Annotated in this window: 11 protein-coding genes; 1 reads left to right on the top strand and 10 read right to left on the bottom strand. The window is 40.1% G+C overall.

Annotated elements, in window-relative coordinates; genetic code table 11:
• Positions 1 to 70: 70 nt before the first annotated feature.
• Complete coding sequence (locus ACESMA_RS00605) at positions 71 to 925, bottom strand: hypothetical protein (RefSeq protein ID WP_372946799.1); 855 nt, start codon at positions 923 to 925, stop codon at positions 71 to 73.
• A gap of 295 nt (positions 926 to 1,220) precedes the next feature.
• Here ACESMA_RS00605 and ACESMA_RS00610 point away from each other — a divergent pair, with 295 nt between their 5' ends.
• The gene (locus ACESMA_RS00610; RefSeq protein WP_372946800.1) at positions 1,221 to 2,399 is read left to right on the top strand and encodes a SpoIIE family protein phosphatase; all 1,179 of its coding nucleotides are present in this window, start codon (positions 1,221 to 1,223) and stop codon (positions 2,397 to 2,399) included.
• A gap of 14 nt (positions 2,400 to 2,413) precedes the next feature.
• Here ACESMA_RS00610 and ACESMA_RS00615 read toward each other — a convergent pair whose 3' ends face one another.
• The 9 genes from ACESMA_RS00615 to ACESMA_RS00655 form a co-directional block, all read right to left on the bottom strand.
• Entirely contained in the window at positions 2,414 to 4,267 is a 1,854-nt protein-coding gene (locus ACESMA_RS00615) for an ATP-binding protein (protein ID WP_372946801.1), read from the bottom strand.
• A gap of 210 nt (positions 4,268 to 4,477) precedes the next feature.
• Positions 4,478 to 4,804, bottom strand: coding sequence for a hypothetical protein (locus ACESMA_RS00620; protein WP_372946802.1), 327 nt, complete (start codon positions 4,802 to 4,804; stop codon positions 4,478 to 4,480).
• Positions 4,805 to 4,947: 143 nt separating this feature from the next.
• Positions 4,948 to 7,083 (bottom strand): ATP-binding protein, encoded by a 2,136-nt coding sequence (locus ACESMA_RS00625; protein WP_372946803.1) that lies wholly within the window; start codon positions 7,081 to 7,083, stop codon positions 4,948 to 4,950.
• A 216-nt stretch (positions 7,084 to 7,299) separates the two neighbouring features.
• Positions 7,300 to 10,293 carry an ATP-binding protein gene (locus ACESMA_RS00630; RefSeq protein WP_372946804.1) on the bottom strand — a complete coding sequence of 998 codons (2,994 nt, stop codon included), beginning with the start codon at positions 10,291 to 10,293 and terminating at the stop codon, positions 7,300 to 7,302.
• A 4-nt stretch (positions 10,294 to 10,297) separates the two neighbouring features.
• Positions 10,298 to 13,840 (bottom strand): two-component regulator propeller domain-containing protein, encoded by a 3,543-nt coding sequence (locus ACESMA_RS00635; protein ID WP_372946805.1) that lies wholly within the window; start codon positions 13,838 to 13,840, stop codon positions 10,298 to 10,300.
• Positions 13,841 to 13,868: 28 nt separating this feature from the next.
• Positions 13,869 to 17,324 (bottom strand): two-component regulator propeller domain-containing protein, encoded by a 3,456-nt coding sequence (locus ACESMA_RS00640; protein ID WP_372946806.1) that lies wholly within the window; start codon positions 17,322 to 17,324, stop codon positions 13,869 to 13,871.
• 18 nt (positions 17,325 to 17,342) lie between these two features.
• Entirely contained in the window at positions 17,343 to 18,470 is a 1,128-nt protein-coding gene (locus tag ACESMA_RS00645) for an ATP-binding protein (RefSeq protein WP_372946807.1), read from the bottom strand.
• A 36-nt stretch (positions 18,471 to 18,506) separates the two neighbouring features.
• Positions 18,507 to 19,637, bottom strand: a complete 1,131-nt coding sequence (locus ACESMA_RS00650; RefSeq protein ID WP_372946808.1) for an FIST signal transduction protein — start codon at positions 19,635 to 19,637, stop codon at positions 18,507 to 18,509.
• 25 nt (positions 19,638 to 19,662) lie between these two features.
• Positions 19,663 to 21,900, bottom strand: coding sequence for a pyridoxal phosphate-dependent decarboxylase family protein (locus ACESMA_RS00655; protein ID WP_372946809.1), 2,238 nt, complete (start codon positions 21,898 to 21,900; stop codon positions 19,663 to 19,665).
• Positions 21,901 to 21,981: the final 81 nt, after the last annotated feature.

Genomic DNA, 21,981 nt, shown 5'->3' on the forward strand with positions numbered 1-21,981 from the left:
TTTTCGACTACGCTCAACATGACAAACATGATTGAAACTTTACTTTGAGACAATCACCTTTCATTAATAGTTATTTCAATATGCTTTTTCTAACCGCCTCCATTAAAGGACCGATTTCGGCCAGTTCAGTTTCTGTAATGTTCTGGTTCTCTTCGAAAATGGTGACAACAGGTTTAAACTGTTCGTAATAAGGTTTAATGTTATCATCACCCGACATCAATTCGAGTAATGTAAATACCAGCTTTACCCTTTCGGTTTGCTGGTTCATAATCTGGAGCATTTTTGCATTGTTACTGGCCAATAAGGTAGTCTGGCTTAAAACATACAAAGCCTCTACATTGGAACCGATAACCGACAGCGCATACACATCAGGCTGGTCGCCTTCTGCCATTTGCTGGTGGAAGTGATTCATATCCTGGGTCACAAGGTAGTCGAGTGAATCTTTGTTGCCAGCATTTTGTTTAATTCTTCCCAGGTAATTTTTGGAAGAAATAAGTTCTTCCCTGAGGCCGAGATTATCGATAAGTTGCTCGGAAACATCTGTTATTTCAGCCACTACATCTCCGCGGTTATACACGCTGGCATAAAGTAAATCGAATGAATAAAGGCCTAGCCCGAAACTTTGATCAGCTTTGGTCATCATCTTTTCACCCTGTTCAGACGGAACCGTTAAATCGAAAATATAGGAAGCACCGGCTTCATTCAACAAATCAACAATTTCTTTTTCGCTGGGCATTTGGCGAATCGTTTCCACAATTTGATCCTTGATTTTTACAGCATCGAAAGTTTCAACTTCAACATAAGCCTCTTGCCCACTTGAAGTAGTACCCTTTTTTTCTTTTGTTTTTGAAGAAAAATTACATGCTGAAACCAGAATCAGCATCATACCAAAAAGCAGAAAATGTTTTGTAAATAGATTTTTCATTTGCAGTTGTTTTTTTTAGATGATTATTTTTTGTACATTATATCCTGTTTTTATGATTAAAACCGGTATGAAAATACTTATTGTGTTTTAAGTCATATTTCAATTAAAAAACGTCATTGAACCATTTGAAGAAATTATTTCAAAAAGTAACATGTTACCAAATTTACAAAATAATTCTTTTAAGTACTTATTATTTAGTTTGTTTTTAAACAAACATAAAGTAAAGTTGTTTTCCAGATACGAGGGAAATAACAAGAGGTTACTAAAAATCTGAAATGAAAAATAAATTTTTCTCATGAGCCAATCTTTACAAACCGCAGTAAAAATACTTGTAGTGGATGACGAAACCGATATGGAGCCGATGATCCGGCAGAAATTCCGTCGCCATATTCGTGAAAATACGTTTGATTTTGAATTTGCTTCGAATGGTTTGGAGGCACTTGAAAAAATTATGGAATTCCCTGAAATTGGCATTGTGCTTTCCGATATTAATATGCCGGAAATGGACGGGCTTACGTTGCTTAACAAGTTAAAAGATTTAAATAATCCGGGATTGAAAACGGTTATGGTTTCTGCATACGGCGATATGGACAATATACGGACTGCCATGAACCGCGGCGCTTTCGATTTTATTACCAAGCCGGTAAATTTTGACGATCTGGAAATAACCATCAAAAAAACTATTGGAGAAATTATTTCTGTCCGACGCTGGCTGACCGAACACGATCAACTGGTTTCGATACAACACGACCTCAATATTTCGCGTGAAATTCAGCAGGCCATTCTGCCCAAAAAATTTCCGCCATTTCCCCACGAACCAAATTTTGATATTTATGCCTCTATGGTTCCGGCAAATGAAGTGGGAGGCGATTTCTACGATTTTTTCCTGATTGATAAAAATCGCCTTGGATTTGTAATTGGCGATGTTTCGGGCAAGGGAATTTCGGCGGCTATTTTTATGGCTGTCAGCCGCACCCTGATTCGCGCTACCGGGCTTAAAGGCGATTCGGTGGGTGAATGTTTACGCTATGTAAATAATCTCCTCTGCAAAGAGAGTGTTTCATCGATGTTTGTTACTGTGTTTTACGGAATTCTGAACACACAAACCGGCGAAGTTGACTATGTGAACGCCGGGCACAATCCTCCCTATATTCTCTCATCAAATGGAATAAAAAAGGTTGAAATGACGGATGGCCTGGCGCTTGGGGTTTTGGATGATTTTAGCTTCAACTCGAAAAAGTTACACCTGAAACAAGGCGACCAGCTTTTGCTTTATACGGATGGTGTTGTTGAAGCTATTGACCTGGATGAAAAAGCTTACGGAGAAGAAAAATTCGAAAATTTTCTGCATGAAAACCTGAACCACCCGGTTGAAACCATTATAAAAAAGTCTTTTGCCGATGTTAATGATTTTGTAAACGGCGCCCCGCAATCGGATGATATTACGCTACTAGGTATAACGTTTAATGGATAGGAAATTCACAATTACTATGCAGGCAATAACACTGTAAACACAGTTCCTTCTCCCTCCTTCGTTTCTACTTTCAACTCCCCACCATGCGCTTTTACAATATCGTAACTCAAACTCAATCCCAATCCGGTTCCTTGACCAGTGGGTTTTGTGGTGAAGAAGGGCTGGAAGATTTTGTCTTTGATTTCGGGAGGAATGCCGGGGCCGTTGTCTTTTACGGAAATCAAACAAGCCCCCCTCGGTCCCCCCGAAGGGGGGAGGTAGGAAGAAGTCTTCACAGTTACCAGTGGTATATAATTAGTTTGGGCGTTCTGGATCCCCCCTTCGGGGGGTTGGGGGATCAATTCTTTGGCTCTCTTGTCAACCGCATAAAACGCGTTGTTTATCAAATTCAGCAAAACCCTGCCAATATCCTGCGGAACAACATTGATTTTGGAAAGATTGGGGTCCAAGTCAGTTTTGAATTCTGCATTAAACGATTTGTCTTTTGCCCGAAAACCGTGGTAGGAGAGTCGAAGGTATTCATCGCACAAGGTATTGATATCTACTGGTTCTTTATGCCCGCTGCTTCCCCGGCTGTGGAGCAGCATGCCTTTTACAATGGATTCGGCCCGTTTTCCGTGGTGGATGATTTTGCTTTCATTCTCTTTCAAATCATTCAGAATTGATTTTACTTCCGGATTATTTCCTTTTTCATTTTCATCCAATGCTTCATCAATTAATTCAGTATTGACTTCACTGAAGTTATTTACAAAATTGAGCGGGTTCTGTATTTCATGGGCAATTCCGGCAGTGAGTTCACCGAGTGAAGCCATTTTTTCGGATTGAATAAGTTGGGCCTGGGTGGCTTTTAAATGGGTAAGCGTGGTTTCTACTTTCTTTTTTTGTTCCTGAAGGAGGACATTTGCCTTTTGTTTGTTTTTAATGTTCCTGTAGAACATATACAATAATACAAATGTTGAAAATAAAATACCGGCAATGGTTATTAACAACCATCGCTGATTCTGTTTTTGCTGGTTGAGCAGATCCACTTCAATTTGCTTTTGAGAAACCTCGAAATCAGTGCGAAGATTAGCTATACTCTGCACTGTTTTGATGTTATTTATGCTGTCTCTGTAAATGATGTAATTTTTGTAGTATTTATAAGATTCTGCAGGGTCTCCGGATCGTTCATAAAGTTCTGAAAGTTTCAGGTTGGCATCCCGGATTTGTTCTTTCAGTCCATATTGCCGGGCAAGTGTCAGGCTTTTTATTGCATAATTTAATGCAGCACGTTCATCTCCTTTATCAATATAAATATCGGCCAAAGAAATAAGATAAACACAGATGGGATAATAGTCTTCCATTTCTTCCAGTATCTCAATAGCTTCTGTGATATTCTTTTCAGCTAGATTGCTTTCTCCGGTATTGGCGTAAACCATTCCTATATTACCAATATTGTATGCCTTCCCGATTAAGTAATTGAGCTTTTCAAATATGATTCCCGATTCCTTGAAATAAATATAAGCAGTATCGTAAATTTGATTATTCATAAAATCTTCGCCGGCATTTAAAATTAATGATGCCAAAGCAATAGAGTCATTTGATTCTCTTAGTATAGCAATTCCTTTACTATAATAAAGCCGTGCATTGGGATGATTATTTGAAATAGAGTAAATATCGGCAATGGCTCCATAGGCACTGCCTTCACCCTTCGCATTTTTGTCTAACCGGGCAATTTCTGCACTTTTAATATAGGCTTGCAGTGCTTCTTCCAAATCGCCAAATAATCTTTTTTTGTTTCCTTTTTGAAAATAACCGCTATGCAGATATTTATTATTTCCGGTTTTTAGGGCCAGATTTATTAATTCCTCCGCATATTTTAAAGACAAGTTCAGATCCTTTACCTCATGGAAGGATAATTGCCTAAGTAGCTCTAACCTGACCGTATCATTTAACATACCCTCATTATAAATGATCTTCAGGCTGTCTGCCACTTTTTGATCCTGGCTGTAAACAGCAGGAAAAATAAGACACAAAAAATTTATCAGCAAAAAACAAACTTTTCCTTTAAGCAACATGGAAATATTATTTGAATAAATTTACCTGGAAAAAACCTGGATTCTTGGATCCTTAGATTTGAAAACTGGATTTTGTTGAGTTCCAACATTACAAGTTATATCATAATCCCATGCGCCTTCAGCCGAACTATTAATTGTCCCCTTAAAATTCACTCCATTCTGTTGTGGAGGATTTGCCCAAAATTCTTCTGTTGTTTTGGGAGAAGAAGTTTTTTTTGTTACACTGGTAATGGAATGAACACCAGTACCAGGATGCCAGATTATTTGTTCACTGCGACTTGCATTAGTATGTCCGTTATCAGACAATATTAATTCCACACCATCATAAGAAACTGTAATTGTTGCCATACTATTATCTTTTAAAATTATAATGAAAAATTATTTTTTATAAATTTCTCTTCTTCCTATTCTTACGAAGTAGAATTTTTAAGACTATTAAATTTAAACAAAAAAAATACTCTCAACGTACTCCGATAATAATTTCACCATGCTTATGCAGGCAATATGATTGTAAATTCAGTTCCCGTCTGTTCGCCGGGCAGGCCATCACTTTCCCCTTCCGAACCGGCACGTGCAGGTTTAGTTTCCACCTTTATCTCTCCACCGTGTGCTTTCACAATATCATAAGCTAAACTCAGCCCCAAACCAGTACCTTGCCCGGTTGGCTTCGTTGTGAAGAAGGGCTGGAAGATTTTATCTTTGATGTGCTCAGGGATTCCGGGGCCGTTGTCCTGCACGCGGATTTCGACACCACCCTTGCCACTGTCAACTGACGGAGAATAACTCGTTACAACTTTCACAGTTGGTTTGTAATTTTCGTTCTTCGAAGTTTCGGCTTCTTTCGATACGGCGTAAAAAGCATTATTGATAAAGTTCAGCAACACCCGCCCGATATCCTGAGGAACCACTTCGATTTTGGGTAACGATTCATCGGCTTCCAGTTTGAAGTCGGCATTGAACGATTTGTCTTTTGCCCGGAAACCGTGGTAACTCAGGCGCAAATATTCATCACACAGGGCATTGATATCCACAGTTTCTTTATGGCCGCTGCTTCCCCGGCTGTGGAGCAACATTCCTTTTACAATGGATTCGGCCCGTTTACCGTGATGGTGGATTTTTTGTCCGTTTTCTTTGATGTCTTTTGCAATTGCTTTTATTTGTTCCAGATTCCCATTTTCAATTTCCTCATCCATTTCATCTATTAATTCAGAATTGACTTCCGAGAAGTTATTTACAAAGTTCAGCGGATTCTGAATCTCGTGGGCAATTCCGGCGGTGAGCTGACCGAGACTTGCCAGTTTTTCGGATTGGATGAGCTGTGTTTGCGTACTTCGCAAATTTTCAAATGATTGATTCAGTTCGCGGGTTCTTTCTTTTACTTTTTGCTCGAGGTTCGTGTAAAGGTCACGGAACCGGCTGGCCATAAACGCTGTAAGCCCAAGCGGAATGGAGCCGTAAATCAAGTAATATAAAAGCGAACTGAAACTACCAATACTGTAATTTTGAGAAAATCTGGAATAAAAAATATAAGTAAATCCACTTAAAATCAGGCATGAAAATGCTCCTGCAATAATCCATACACCTTTTTGTTTGTTTCTCCAAGCCTTTATCAATACTTGGTAAGACAAAAACAGGATGCCGCATATTAAAACAAATGCAATAGGGATGTTTATATCAGGGCCTGAAAGAATGAAATTTGCCAAAGCCAAAACCGGGAACAGCCAAATCAAAATTTTGTGAATAAGTCTTGGTTTCTGGTTAAACATGGAACTTATTGTAAAGGGAATCATCGAAAGGGCTGCCATAATTAAGACGATGAATGGAATTCGTTTAAAAAGCATCGTATACAGAATATCAAGTTCAAACAATAAGCCACCCCAGCCTACAATGACATGTAAAAACAACAAAAATGCCAATATGGTAATGTATAAGTTTGACCGGTCAGCCGGAAACAAAAGAAATAAAAGTGAATGCAACAAAACAACCAGCAACAGCATCGTAGCCAGTATGTAAAATTCCCGGATAGCATCTCTGGCCCTTGCACTTGTCATATTTTTCCCATAATCTGTAGTCAATGCGATACTAAACCCAAATCTGCCTGCATCCATTTTAACCAGTCTATTATATTGTTGTCCTTTGTGATACGAAAACCTTACAGCCAGAACATGTGAATCGCCAGGTTGCAAAATCACGAAAGAATAATACTCATTTGGGGGCCTTACATGTTTTTCGTTTTCAGGGTCTGTCGAAAATACACCATACTTATGAACCAGCTTGCCATCCAGATAAATCTCTGCCGAGCCTAATGTATAAAAAAACAAATGCGTGGTCATTGCATAAACCGAGGAATCAGCAGCAAACCGGTAGCGAAACCAGCCATACCCATCCCACAAGGAATCAGCAATAGGTTCTGTTAAGCCTGATGGTCTGTAAAATATCCAGTTGCTGTCGTCAAAATCCGGATTGGCCCAGCTCAGGTCATCACCCGAATGAAAACGCCAGCCGTTCCGTCCACCAAGTTCTATAATACCTTTGTTATCAAATAATGAGTCACTTGCAACGAACAGCCTGTCAGACTGGGTTGCAGGGCTGATGTTTAACATCAAAAACAACAGGATATTCAACATAATGCAAGTTCTTGGTTAGTTTTCGAATCAAAAAATCCAGCACGTACATAAATAACATATTATTAGAAGTTTACGCACTTTTGATTTTTCCTTAAACAAGTTAAGGATTATATTTGGGATTTGAACCTTTGTGACACAAAAAACAATGTACCGATACAATTTTCATATGCCTCCGAAAGGTGTAAAGCACTCAACAATAAACGCTTCAGTCAATGTTTATTTCAGATTGTTGTAAGGCAGGATGATTTTAAATTCGGAGCCCTTACCCTGAACACTGTCAATTTGTATTTCTCCGCCATGCGCTTTTACAATATCGTAACTCAAACTTAATCCCAACCCGGTTCCCTGTCCGGTGGGTTTGGTGGTGAAAAATGGCTGGAAAATTTTATCTTTTATGTTTTCAGGTATTCCATTGCCGTTGTCTGTAACTTTAACTTCCAGTTTGTCGCCAATTTTGGCGGTGCTTACTGAAACGGTTGGATTATATCCATCTTCTCCTTTTTTGCTCCGCTCATTTACGGCATAAAACGCATTGTTAATCAGGTTCAGCAAAACCCTCCCAATATCCTGCGGGATGACGTTGATTTTTGGAAGATTAGGATCAAAATCGGTTTTAAACTCAGCGTTAAAGCTTTTATCCTTTGCATGCAGACCGTGAAAACTCAAACGTAAATACTCATCTGCCAGAGCGTTGATATCGGTTGGTTCTTTTTGCCCTGAACTCGTGCGAGAATGTTGCAACATTCCTTTTACAATGTCGGCGGCGCGATTGCCGTGGTGGTTAATTTTGTCGAGGTTTTGTTTAACATCGCCTGCAATCTCCTTTGCCAACTGTACATTGCCAACTGCCAGCTCATCATTCATTTCGCCAATCAGCTCTTTACTCAGTTCACTGAAATTATTTACAAAGTTGAGCGGATTCTGGATTTCGTGGGCAATGCCGGCAGTGAGTTCGCCGAGACTGGCCATTTTTTCTGCATGGATGAGTTGGTCCTGGGTTGATTTAAGTTCGGTTAACGTTTTTTCAATTTGGTTTTTAGCTTCTTCGAGTTGCCTGAAATCTTCATAACGGGCGTATGCAATTGAAAATGATTCGGCCAAAGATTTTACCAGTTGCAGTTCTTCAGGCTCCAGCGGTGTAGTGTTGCCCACATACAACATTCCCTGTTTAAAAGGAACAAAATGCAGGTCGAGCGATTCCGGTGGTTTGGAAGCTCCCTGGTAAGTTACCTGGTTCTGTACCTGTCCCAGTTCAATCATCGATTTCATCCAGTCAATAAACTCCTGTTTGTTCCAATGTGATTTAAAAATAATTCCCCTGCGCCAGTGGTCAACGGTATTTACCGCCAGTTTGCTGGAATGAAAAGATAAATCGAGGGCGGCAAGTGAATGTCCGTCGGGCGTTGAAAGGTAAACCTGAATTTGTTCAGTTTCTTCGTTCATGATAAAAACACCGCAACGTAAAAAAGGCACACCCAAAACAGTAAGTTCGTGCCAAATGATTGGGGTGATTCGCTGAAGATCGTCAACTGTCCGCATGGAAGCAATTTCGGCACGGACCCTGTCAAGGGAAGCCCGCCTCACTGCTTCGCGTGCATTGGCTTCTGCATCTTTTAAATCTTTGTACCGTTTGTAGGTGAGACTCAGTACCGTAGTGAATTTGCGGTAAATATTCAATTCATCCTCTTTCATTTCCTTTTCGGTCCAGGCATAAACGCCACCTTCCGGAAAGAAAAAAAAGTAACCAAACTGGACAGAATCATTCGGATATTCAGGGAAATCCATTTGCGGTTTTAAAATCTGATTGTACTCTTTTATTTCGTTTCCACGTAATACAGGGTGAAATTCCTTTTGCAGGCACCAGTTGTCATAAACTCCGTCCAGCACCCAGTGTCCTTCCATTTTCAATTTCCCGATAATCTCAATGGAATTTCCCTGTTCCACGGTGTTCATGGTAGAAAGTTCGGCAAGCCGGTTTTTTTGCAACAGGCCCACGCCGCATCTGCGGGGTGTGATGCTAAACTGCTCCAGTTCGCGGTAAAAAGTGCCAATGGTGGCGTTTAAATCTTCTGAACTGTGCATCGACATTGCCTTGCTTCGTACCCTTTCCAAAGCCGCTTCAATCTGTGCTTCCCGGGCTTGTACTTCTGCTTTTTGGAGATCGAGGAAGCGGGTGTAAGCCTGCTCAAAAACTTTTCCGAATCGTTTGAAAATTCCCTCTTCTTCCCTGGTAAATTCCTTGAGTTCATAACGGTGAAAAACCAAAAAGGAATTTTTAGAAACTACAACAGCTCTAATCAATGCAGGTGATTGATATATAAATTCCTGTCTTTCTTTAGGAATCTTTCCAAAATCGGAGTATTTGAACAAAAGCCTGAAATAATTGTTTTTTTCAGCCTTTGAATAATTTTCAGTATAAAAATCAACATTTTTTTGCAAAGCATTATAAACTCTTTTTGTAAGGGGATGTTCCAAATACGGAATATGAAATTTTTCCAGATAATTTTGTCCTTTTCTTGCATACCAAACATTTACACTTTTTTCAGAATTGGCAAAATCAGTTACTATTTGCGAACCATTTACTTCTATGCCCAACCCGGCTATTTCCTTGTCAAGAAGACGAACAACTTCAACCAGTTCTTCACTATTGTTCATTCCCATTGAACAGGCCCGAACTCTTTCAAGAGCCGCTTCAATTTCCAATTCGCGGTTTTGTATTGTTAGCTCAGCTGTTTTTTCGTCCACCAGCTTTTGCAGTTGTTCATTTTTTTGTTTCCATTCGCTTAAATGCCAGGTATCTTCTTCTGTTTCAACTGCCTTAGAACCGTGCAAATGGACCAGTTTCCATCCATTTTCGCGAAACTCAAAAACCGAAGAAAGTCGCACTGAGAGAACATTTTTTGTTTCATTAACTATCATCGAAATTTCAAATTCATCCATATAAATGGCGGTATCTTCATCAGGGCTTATTCTGCGTTTCACCGGCATTAAACTGAATTGCATATCAAGATCAACACCCTGTTCCCTCTGGTCGATGACAATTTTTTTCAATCTGTTTAATTCAAGAATCTTCTCATCCACGGTGGTCCCGTAACCTGTAACATCATTAACGACTATTTCACTGATTCTCTCAACCGGGAAATCATACAACATCAGTTTGATGTATTCATCGTATGCCTTGTTTAGCATTTGCGTCTTTTTTGTATTCATGTTTTCAACTATTTAAGGGTAAGTGGATTTTAAACTCTGTTCCCTCACCTTCTGTACTTTCCACTTTTAACTCCCCACCATGCGCCTTCACAATATCGTAGCTCAAACTCAGTCCCAAACCTGTTCCCTGGCCGGTTGGTTTGGTGGTGAAAAAGGGTTGGAAGATTTTGTCGATGATGGAGGAGGGGATGCCGGGGCCATTATCTTTAACCGAGACGAAACAAGCCCCCCCCCGTCCGACCGGGTCATCCGGGCGGGTCATTCCCTCCGTGGGGGGGATGAAAGAAGTCTTCACAATTACCATTGGTTTATGCACATAATTCGGGTCTTTGAACCCCCCTTCGGGGGGTAGGGGGGCCGCATAAAACGCATTGTTAATCAGGTTGAGCAAAACCCGCCCGAAATCCTGCGGCACAACCTCAATTTTTGGCAGCGTATCATCCAATTCCAGTTTATATTCTGCCTTAAACGAATTGTCTTTGGCACGGAAACCGTGGTAAGCAAGTCGCACATATTCGTCACACAACGAATTAATATCGGTAGGTTCTTTTTTGCCGCTACTGCCTCGGCTGTGAAGCAACATTCCTTTTACGATGGATTCAGCGCGTTTTCCGTGGTTGGAAATTTTGTTTTCATTTTCCTTCAAATCTTTGAAAATGGCTTCAATTTCTTGCTGGTCGTTGTTTGCAATCGCTATCTTCAAATCGTCGAGCAATTCGTTGTTGACTTCTGAAAAATTATTGACAAAATTTAATGGATTCTGTATTTCGTGCGCGATGCCGGCAGTGAGTTCCCCGAGAGAAGCCATTTTTTCGGACTGGACTAACTGGGCCTGGGTGGATTTAAGTTCGGTGTATGCTTTTTCGATTTCGCGGGCCTGTTCCAGTTCTTTTTGCTGCGACCGTTCCCTTTCCCTGCGAATGGTTTTTGCTTTCTGGTAAAGGTGAATTTTTCGGATAAAAAACAACAGGATTAAACCGTAAGTTGCATAAGCCCACCAGGTGCGCCACCATGGAGGCAAAACTTTAAAACTGTAGTTCAGCGTACTTAAAGTTCCATAAGCGCTCTTTGCCTCGAGATGAAAAGTGTATTTTCCTTCGCTCATGTTACCAAAATAGGCCTCATCTTTTGTGCTGAACGGACTCCAGTTTTTGTCATATCCGTCCAGTTTATAACGGTATTGGGTGTATTTTCCAAACGATGGCGAAATTGCAGCAAATTCGAACGTAATACTGTTGTTGTTATATGGAAGCCGGAGGTTTTCGGGAATCAGGGAACCTTTTTGCAGGCTGTCAAATTTTACCTGACCAAAACCTGCCATCAATTCTTTTGTTTTTTCCGAATCTGCCGGTTTTCCAAATTTTAGAAATGATTCATTAAGTAAGGTCAAACTGTCTTTCTTATCTGGATTTTCTTTCATCAACAATGACCACAATAAATTTTGATTATCAACCCTGATGTTGCGCAGGTACAAATGAGGCGGCTTAAAATTTAGTACCTGGTCAACATCGAACCGGTAAATTCCGTTGTAACTGGTTCCCCAAACTCCCAAAAAATTAAAATAAGTTGTATTTAGCTGAATATGACTGGAAATAACATCAAAACCATTTCGCTGTGAATAAAAGCTGAAAACGGGATTTGGTGAATTTACTTCGTCGAACGGAAGCGTTTCCAGGCCATTTATTGTGCTAAACCACAACAAATTGCGCATCGTGTCCGGTGTGATGCCAGCAACAAGATTGCTTATTCCTTCAGCCTCGCCAAAGTTGGTCAGTTTAGTGCCATCGAATTTACTTGCTCCTCCATCTGTGGCCAGCCAGATGTTTCCATAAGGATCCTCGGTAATTTCGTTGATATAATTGTGCGGAAGTCCGCTTTGTTTATTCATCCCGTGCACACTGTCTGAGGAGAACACATAAACACCTTCTTCCCGGGTACCAACCCAATTTCGATTCCTGCTATCGGTAAAAAAACTTGTGGCATATTCCGGAAAACCCTGTTCTTTCCCCAGGTAGGTAAATGTATTTTCATTGAATAATGCCACACCACCATCGCCAATAAACACTAAATTTCCTTTTTTATCTTCTGTTATTGTTCTGATGAACCGAAGTTTCAATCCCGGTTCGGAGCCATAAACAAAAAAATTCTCCCCATCGAACCGGATGAGTTTACGCGGTAAGGCAGGAGGGCCGCCTGTCCACATCCAAACGGAGCCTTTTGAGTCGGGATAAAAAGTGAAAATAAACCGTTCTCCAAGATAAGCGGACAAGTCGTAAACGGTTGCCTCATCTCTGTCGTACCGGATTAAATTATTACCATAACCAGTCACCCATTTTTGACCATTCGCATCAAAAGAAACAGCATTGATATAAGAATATTTTGAAGTTGATGGCAGGGGAATTTCCAGATGGTTCATAAAATTAAAACTCAATCTTGAAATTCCGTTTGTTGTGGAAATCCATAAATTTCCCGCATCGTCTTCAACAAAAGACTGGGACATGGAAAATGTTTCTTCGGCCTGAAATTCCATGAAACGTTTGCCGTCGTAATTAAATATTTGGTTGTCAGCAGCTATCCATATTTTTCCCGATTTATCTTCAAATACTTCCCTGATGTAGCCATCGTTATCCAAACCATCATCTTTTGAGAAAACTGTTACTTTTTCGCCATCAAATTTTCCCAATTGGTCAAAATTGTTTTTTCTATATCTCAACCAAATATTGCCCTGACTGTCGGTTTTTATAAGTGAGGGATTAATTCCGTCTGATTTCGGAATTTCGTTAAAAGGTTCAAATTTTTTACCCTCAAAAAGTACATTTCCTCTTGCAGTTCTTGCAATTGGACGGCCATTTTTGTTTAGGATGATATTAAAGACACGAATATCGGGCAATCCATCTTCGGTTCCGTAACGGGTAATTGAATCGCCGGAAATGCAGAAAATTCCTTTCTCGCTCCCAATCCATACAGCGCCGTTTTTATCTTCTAAAAAACCAAAAATCCTAAAATTGCTATCATCCTCGCTCAACGGAATATGTGTAAAAGACTGACCATTGAATTTGTACAAAACATCCCAGCAGCCTACCCACAAATTGTTTTTGGAATCGACTAATAATTCACTAACGTATGAATTGCTTCCCGAAAAACTGGTAATGCTGTAGTTGGTAAACGTGGAACCATCAAACTTACTTAGAAAGTCCATGCCGCTCGCCCAAAGATTTCCAGTCTTATCAATAGCAAGGACACCAACAACATTGCTGGGTAAACCCTCGGCAACTCCATAATTTGTAACAACCGGTTGCCCCACGCCAAAAGGGTGTTTCAGCGGAACCACCTTTTTTTCAATATTATGAATGATTTTTGGCGGAGTGGTTAATTGAATAACCTCGGGCGGCAACAAAGTATCAGGCAAAGCTGCAGCTTCAAACCATGGTGTAGGTTCCTGAAATATAATCTGCGGTGTATCTTGCTTACAGCCCAAAAACTGAAAGATTGCAAACAATAAAAAGAAGTTGATTGTCTTTGCGCTATCGTATTTTGTCTGAACCATAGTTTACAGGATTAAATGATTTACAAGATTAATTAAATGGTATTTGAATAATAAACTCTGTTCCTTCACCTTCAATTGAATTAATAGTTAAACTGCCTCCATGCGCTTTTACAATATCGTAACTCAAACTCAATCCCAATCCGGTTCCCTGCCCGGTGGGCTTGGTGGTGAAGAAGGGCTGGAATATTTTATCGACGATAGAGGCGGGGATGCCGGGGCCATTGTCAGATACAGATACACACACAGCCCCCCCAGTCACAGCCCCCCTCGTTCCCCCCGAAGGGGGGAGGTAGGAAGTCTTCACTATGACCATCGGTTTATGAACGTAATTCGGGTCTTTGAAACCTCCGCCAGCTGGCGGGGGCAGGGGGGCCGCATAAAACGCATTATTTATCAAATTCAGCAAGACCCTTCCAATATCTTGGGGAACAACGTTGATTTTGGGCAATGATTCATCTACTTCCAGTTTATATTCTGCATTAAATGATTTGTCTTTCGCCCGCAAACCGTGGTAAGCCAGCCGTAAATATTCATCGGCCAGCGCGTTGATATCGGTTGGTTCTTTTACACCACTGCTTGTGCGGCTGTGTTGCAACATGCCTTTTACAATATCAGCAGCACGTTTGCCGTGGTGGTTTATTTTTTCGAGGTTTTGTTTAATGTCGGAAAGAACCTCGGATACCAGATTCTCGTCTCTGGATTCTGGATTTTTGGCTCTTTCTTCTTCTATCTCTTCAATCAATTCGTTGCTTAATTCAGAAAAATTGTTTACGAAGTTCAGTGGGTTTTGGATTTCGTGGGCAATGCCGGCAGTGAGTTCGCCAAGTGAGGCCATTTTTTCGGACTGGATGAGTTGGGATTGAGTGGCTTTTAGTTCTTTGTAAGCCTTTTCAATTTCACGGGCTTGTTCCAGTTCTTTTTGTTCTGTTCTTGCCCGTTCAGCATGAATTACACGCTGGCGCTGGAAATTATGAATAAGCCATACACTGGAAATAAAAATAAATCCGTAAACGATATATGCCCAAATTGTTTTCCACCATGGTGGACTTATTATGACATCAATTGCTTTTTCGGCCCAAACACCGTAACTATTTGCGCCTTTTACCCGGAATGTATATTTCCCCGGTGGAATATTAAAATAGTATGCCCGTCTGTCTGCATTTGCCTTTCGCCAGTTATCATCATAGTTTTCCAACATAAAAAGATGTTGATTTGCTACCGGATTTGAATAATCGATAACAGCAAAATCAAAAGAAAATGTATTCTGGTTGTAACTTAAACTGATTTTGTTTAAAAACGATAACGTGTCCTCTTTTTGACTCCTAACAGAACTTTCTGCCTGATCTGAAACTTGGAAACCGGAAATAGCTACCAGGGGAGGCCTTGAATTTGTGGTTATTTCTGTCGGAAGAAATTTATAATATCCGTTTTTATCGCCAAAATACAAAAAGCCATAACGGTCTTTGTAGGTCGCATCCCGGTTCAACATTTCGGAATAAACACCATAATTTGTTCCATAGTTTATAGTTTCAGTGCGTTTTGCGTTTATTTTAATAATTCCTGAGCCTGTACTAATCCATAAATTATTATTATCGTCTTCAATTATATTTGAAACAGATGTTATTTCATTTAAAGAATTTAAATCCGTGTATCTTACAGATGCTTTTTTAGCTGAATCGAAATAAAAAAGTCCATCACTGGTGCCTGCCCAAAGCATTCCTTCCGAATCTTTAAAAAGGCAATTTACGATGTAAGCGCTTTGATATTGTTCAAATTCTCCGCTAGCTTCATTTAACATACATAAACCCTGGCCAGAACCTAATGCTACCCATGTTTTATCTTCGTTGTCCAACTGAACATCGTGTATAAAATTTGGACCGAATAAGTCTGTGTTATTATTATCCACTAAATATCGTTTTATCTCTCCCGTTGCCGGATTCAACCGGTTTAAGCCACTGAGTGTACCAATCCACAGGTTATTTTTACTGTCTTCCGATATGGATATAATATTGTTGTTACTGAGTGTATTATTATTGCCAGGATCATTCACATAATGTGTGTATTTTTTGGTTATTAAATTTAATATGATCAATCCTCCACCTCCTCCAATCAGAATTTTTCCCATACTGTCTTCTTTTATAACTCTCACATAGTTATAGTTTTTGGAAGCCTGATGAAATTCACTGTTAATTCTTTGAATAAGGTTTTCATTTTCCATTCCGGAAACATAAATTTTATCTGAACCCCACCAAAGTGTGCCATTTTTATCTTCATAAAAGCTTTGAACATTCTGATCAGGCAAATCTATATGCGGAATTTCTGATTGCAGAGGATCAATACGATATAAAGAACCAAGTAATGAACTAATCCACAGAACCCCATCGCGTGAAATATAGGCAGCCCAGGTTGTATGGTCGGTAAAGGCGCCCGGACTATTGTTCTCCGATTCGAAGTGGGTTATTTCTTTTGTTGTCGGATTATAAAAATTCAGCCCGGCTTCTGAAGTTCCAATCCAAATTGCTCCGGTAACATCCTCAATGATAAATCTGATATGATCATTAGGACTGGATGAATTAAGAGGTGGTCGACTAAGTTTATTGGGTTGATTTGGATTATATTGATGCCTTGTAATTAAATCTGCTGACTTATCCATGGTATGCAAGCCATCGCCTGCTGTTCCTATCCACAGGGTGCCTTTGCTGTCTTCAAAAATGGCGCTTACTTTATTATTGATAAGGCTGTTTTTATTTTCAGGATTATGCTTGAAACGCCTGAAAGTTCCTGTTTCTTTATCCAATTTGTTTAATCCGCCAGCCTCAAAATTATTTTGATCAGCACCATAAACAGAGCCGGTTCCAATCCATAAAGTTCCTTCACGATCTTCATAAATAGCAACTACCTCGTTATAACTTAGGCTTGTTGAATCATCCGGATTATTTTTGTAATGAATAAATGTATTAGTTAAGACGTCATACCTTTCCAATCCTTGCCCCGAACCAATCCAGAGAAATCCTTCGTGGTCCACCAACAATACATTCACCCAATCTGAACTTAGACTCCCCGGATCATCGGGATCCGTTTTGTAATGCGTAAAGATACCGGTAACCGGATCAAACTTATCTATACCTTTCCCTTGAACAGCAATCCAAATATTTCCTTCATTGTCAGTGCAAACAGATCGCAAAATATCACCAGCTATTGAATTTGGATCCAACTGGTTGTTTTTGTACGAAATCATTTCATAACCATTATAGTTGTATAATCCGATATTAGACGCAAACCACATGGTCCCGTTTTTATTCTGAGTGATATCGGTGAGTTGACTGAAAGAAACCCTGTTTGGAGGGAAAACCTTATTAAAGGTAATGTTCTGACAAAATCCTGAATTACCAGACACAAGTAAAAACAGAATCAATTGAAGCCCAAACAAAAGAGCTTTGGTGCAGGAATTTTTAAATGTTTTATTTATTGTTATAGTTGTCATTTTAGGCTTATTTACAATTTACAAAACCTTATTTTTCAATATAACACTGAACACTGTACCAATTCCTTCCTGAGAATCTACTTTTAACTCCCCACCATGCGCTTTCACAATATCATAACTTAAACTCAATCCCAGTCCGGTACCTGACCCGGTGGGTTTGGTTGTGAAAAAAGGCTGGAAGATTTTGTCTTTTATGGAGTCGGGGATCCCATTGCCATTGTCTGCAACACTAATCAAACAAGCCCCCCTCATTCCCCCCGAGGGGGGGAGGTGAGAGGTCTTAACTATCACCAGCGGTTTATATTCTGATTGGGTTTCCTTGATCCCCCCCTTGGGGGGCGGGGGGGCTTTTACCGCATAAAACGCGTTGTTTATCAGATTAAGCAACACCCGGCCAATATCCTGCGGTACCAAGTTGATTTTGGGAAGGTTCGGGTCAAAGTCGGTTTTAAATTGAGCCTTAAAACTTTTATCTTTTGCTTTGAAGCCATGATATGCCAACCGCAAGTATTCGTCGGCCAAAGCGTTAATATCGGTTGGTTCTTTTAGTCCGGTTGAGGTGCGCGAGTGTTGTAACATACCTTTTACAATATCTGCAGCGCGTTTGCCGTGGTGATTTATTTTTTCGAGATTATGTTCAACATCGCCTGCAATCTCTTTTGCCAACTGCCAGTTGCCAACTGCCAGCTCTTCATTCATTTCGCCAATCAGCTCCTTACTCAGTTCGCTAAAATTATTAACAAAGTTCAGCGGGTTCTGTATTTCATGTGCAATGCCGGCGGTGAGCTCGCCAAGGCTGGCCATTTTTTCTGCCTGGATGAGCTGGGTCTGGGTAGATTTAAGTTTATTAATTGCTTTGTTAAGTGCAATATTTTTTTCTTCAATTAATTTTTTTTGGGCATCCAACTCAATGAGGTTCTGGCTGATCTCATTTTTTGCCGCTTCAATATCCTTTTTTTGTTTTTCTATTTCCTGAATACTTGCATTAAGCACATTCGTTATGGCAGCTTTATCCAAAACCGTGCGGTTGTATTTAAACTCAGCAATTGCAATGGTTTTTTCAACGGCCTTAATTTGCTGAAAAATTAATGCTTTATCCTCCTCGGAAATAGTTAACTCCTGGATGATTTTTTTTAGTTGTTCCAATTAATTGATTTGTTTGGTTAATTAATAATCGCTCCATTAACTTTTTTCTTTTAAAATGACCATCGAACAGGTCTCGTTATGAAAATCACAAGTACTGTCTTTTGCAGTGCCAATTTCGCCATAGGTAAAAAAACCAATTAAAGGTTTATCCCATAAACTTCTAATCATGCCTACTTCATCGCCTGTCATGGGTCCTAAAGCCATGTGCCTTGCCTTACAGGAAAACATAATGAGTGCATCGGCTTCGGGGATACTTGATTTCAATACGCTTACCCGTTTGGTTGTTTTTTCGATTAAATCAAATCCGGGCTGAACAGAGAATTTTACTTTGCTGCCCTCCGGAATGCCACCTGCAAAAATTAAGGCACGGCTTTCAATATTTACCATTAAAGGCGCTCTCAGTACCGTATTTCCATTGTCTTTGGTAAGCTGCAGTGGGTATTGGGCAAAGTTTTGTGCAATAATTTCAGCGGTGTTGTCCACACTTTCAGTAAACTGAAAATATTTTACAAATACATCTACTGCCGGTTCATCATCAATGGTGTAAACCACGTTACCAACCGATTTGGTAATTGTTTTTTCGATGCCAATATTATCCCAGCCGCTGGTAGCAATTCCCTGTACATTTATCTTGTCATTGTCAAAAACCAGGGCAATCAGGCCAGTAGAAGATTCATAATCATTGCTAAATACAAACGAGTTTTTCATGGTTAAATCATCACCTGCAAGCCCGCCATATAAAGGAATATCTTTATCTACAGCATGAAATCCTTGAATGATTTGTTCTGCATCAATTGTCAGTCCACTTGAAACTACAACCACAGAGGGGTTGGCAAACGATGATTGGGCAAACAAGGCTAAGTTGTTGGATATTTTGAACGTGTCCGCCGATGCTTCCTGAAATATTTTGTAGTGCTCCTTTTTTATATCCAGCAGCATAATAACAGTTGATTGTTCCATCACTTCCGAGTCAATTATCTCTCCTGCTGTTGTGGAACCAAAAACATCGACTTTCTTTTCGTTTAAAAAATCGGTTATTTCTTTTCTGTTTTGCTTAATGGAGCAAAACGCAATGGCAAGATTTGGCGAAAAGCCATCGCTGGTAGCCTGCAAAAACTTTGATTTTATCTCATCAATATTTTCTCCAAAAATATTTTTTGCTTTCATTATTAATTAATTAAGTGGTTACTGATTAAGTTGTTTCGGATTTTACATCTTCGGCAATTTCCGAAACATTTTTTGTGATAATTGAAATTAACTGAGGGATAAAAGAACCATTTACCGTATTACTGAGCCAGGGATTCATCAAGGTAGAGATAATAAAATTTATGGGCGCATCAGGATCAGTTACCACACCCAGCCTTTGACGCAGACTGTCTATCAGTAAATTTCCATCTGACTCGCGGGTAAAAGCGGAAGAGGTTACCACAATTTCGGTATTCCGCGTATTATCCTCATAAGGTTTATAGCTAAATTTCCTGTAAATTTCATTATTGAAGTCGTTCACCTTCTGCATGTCACTGTTTGGCGTACCGTTGCTGTTATAAAAATTGTACAGGTAGGTAACAATGGTTTGGTCGCCGCCCAGAATTTTAAATAATTGAAATGCCTCCGGGTCGGCAAGAAGCTGGTCGTTGGTTTTGTTAACAATTCTGTCTCTGATAAATTCATACTGCTGTTGCACCGCTGCCGGGCCAAGACCTTGTTGTATGGCAGGGATGGGGATAAGCGGAACCACAAAAAAAGGCAGGTCGGCAATATTTAAACAGACCAAGGCTGCATATAAACGTTTTGCGTTGAAGAAACATTCGGCAGTAAGTTTTCCATAGCCATCCATATTGGGTCGTATCACCTTGTGGCTTAAATACACAGCGGCGGTGGCGGCTCCGGGTTTTGAACCCTCCACGCCATAAACGCCAACAGTGGGATCAACGCCGCCGTGATATACCACCGGCGCTGTAAAGGAAACGAGGTTTCGCATGGCAGAATTGCGGTAACATAATCCACCGGCAGGGTATGGCACATAGCCCGATTTATGCGGATCAATGGTTATGGAATCGGCATGATGTAAAACTTTGTACTGATTGATTACATAATCGCTCATAGGCAGTTTTGCCATACCCGCTTCATCTATTTGTTTAAAGGAGTGAGGAGTACTTTCATCACTGCTGTTCATCATCGTTTTGAAATAGCCACCCCATGCTGCATCGCCATGAATGGCAAATTCAAGACCCCGATTTCGGTATTCGTCCCTCAAGATAAGAATGTCAGCCAACGGATCTACAGAGCTTTCTTCTGTGGTTCCAATTATTGCCACTACATTCATCAGGGGAATTTTCTTTTCAAGACAAAGATCAAGCGATTGGCGCAGTTGAACTAAATCCATTCTTGCATTTAAATCTACCGGAAGACTCCACATATTATCCGATCCAATTCCCAAAATGGCTGCTCCCTTTGGCCAGGAATAATGCCTGGTTCCTGAACAGATGGATACGGGAGATTCACAAATGGAAGGCAGGTATTTTTGCAAAATCTGATGATACCCGATTTCCTGCACAGAATATTTTGAAACAGCCGAGTTGATCGTTTCTGTATCAATGCCATATTGCTTATTTATCCGGTTTGGAATATCCAGCACATCATCAATGGCCAGGTTAAGCACCGTCCAGTCGTCAAGGTTTGCAAGCGTTGCCATAGTTCCATTCGCAAGTTTTACTTCAAAATTTTTAATGTTCTGAAAAGCAGCTTCATTTTGGATAGCAGCACGCACACTTACCGGATAAAATTTTAAATTCCTCGCCATCCACAATCCTTCCAGGTTGGCCACCGAACCATCGCATGTAATATGACCCCAACCCGTAATCCGGTTATCGGGCAATGATTTTTCTGAAGTATTTTGACCAATAGGTTGTACAGCGTAACCCAGCATTTTGCACAAATCATTTCCAACATACATTTCCAGCAAAGTTGTTACAGGCGAAGCTTCGGCGGCAACATTATTCTGATTGTACAGCAAGGCTGCAAAATAACCCAGAATGCCCGGCATGGTTGTGTCCCACAACATGTGTCCAATGCTGCGCATACTGAAAAAAGTACCCGATTCCTGTAATTGTGAAATGAGTTTATCAAGCTCATTTACCATCAATTGCATGGTGTTTTCAAAACCAGCAGAGTTTTGAATGGAAGTATCGATATAATCCGGATCATCAGGATAATAATTTTTCCTGAATTGGATATGACCCTCCAGGGCACGTGTGAGCATTTCATGTAAAAATTTGGCATTGCCGCCATGAGTGCCTAAAAATAAGGCTTCAAGTGTTTCAGCGCCGGGGCCTCCCAACCCAATTTGTTTTTCTTCAGAAAGATTTTGATGCGCATGCAATAATTGCCGGGCAAAATGTTCTGCGTGATGTTTAGATACCTGATGCATGATAAATAATTTAATGGTTAATAAATGAAATACAGAAATTCCGATTCCCTTGAATAGAATATCAAATTGATTTTTACCGAA

The sequence above is a fragment of the Mariniphaga sp. genome, from assembly GCF_041687215.1.
Lineage (GTDB): Bacteria > Bacteroidota > Bacteroidia > Bacteroidales > Prolixibacteraceae > Mariniphaga.

Excerpts from the sequence above, each read along its gene's own strand:
- ACESMA_RS00655 (WP_372946809.1), bottom strand. The coding sequence starts at position 21,900 with ATGCATCAGGTATCTAAACATCACGCAGAACATTTTGCCCGGCAATTA.
- ACESMA_RS00610 (WP_372946800.1), top strand. The coding sequence starts at position 1,221 with ATGAGCCAATCTTTACAAACCGCAGTAAAAATACTTGTAGTGGATGAC.
- ACESMA_RS00635 (WP_372946805.1), bottom strand. The coding sequence starts at position 13,840 with ATGGTTCAGACAAAATACGATAGCGCAAAGACAATCAACTTCTTTTTA.
- ACESMA_RS00630 (WP_372946804.1), bottom strand. The coding sequence starts at position 10,293 with ATGAATACAAAAAAGACGCAAATGCTAAACAAGGCATACGATGAATAC.
- ACESMA_RS00605 (WP_372946799.1), bottom strand. The coding sequence starts at position 925 with ATGAAAAATCTATTTACAAAACATTTTCTGCTTTTTGGTATGATGCTG.
- ACESMA_RS00625 (WP_372946803.1), bottom strand. The coding sequence starts at position 7,083 with ATGTTGAATATCCTGTTGTTTTTGATGTTAAACATCAGCCCTGCAACC.
- ACESMA_RS00640 (WP_372946806.1), bottom strand. The coding sequence starts at position 17,324 with ATGACAACTATAACAATAAATAAAACATTTAAAAATTCCTGCACCAAA.
- ACESMA_RS00620 (WP_372946802.1), bottom strand. The coding sequence starts at position 4,804 with ATGGCAACAATTACAGTTTCTTATGATGGTGTGGAATTAATATTGTCT.
- ACESMA_RS00650 (WP_372946808.1), bottom strand. The coding sequence starts at position 19,637 with ATGAAAGCAAAAAATATTTTTGGAGAAAATATTGATGAGATAAAATCA.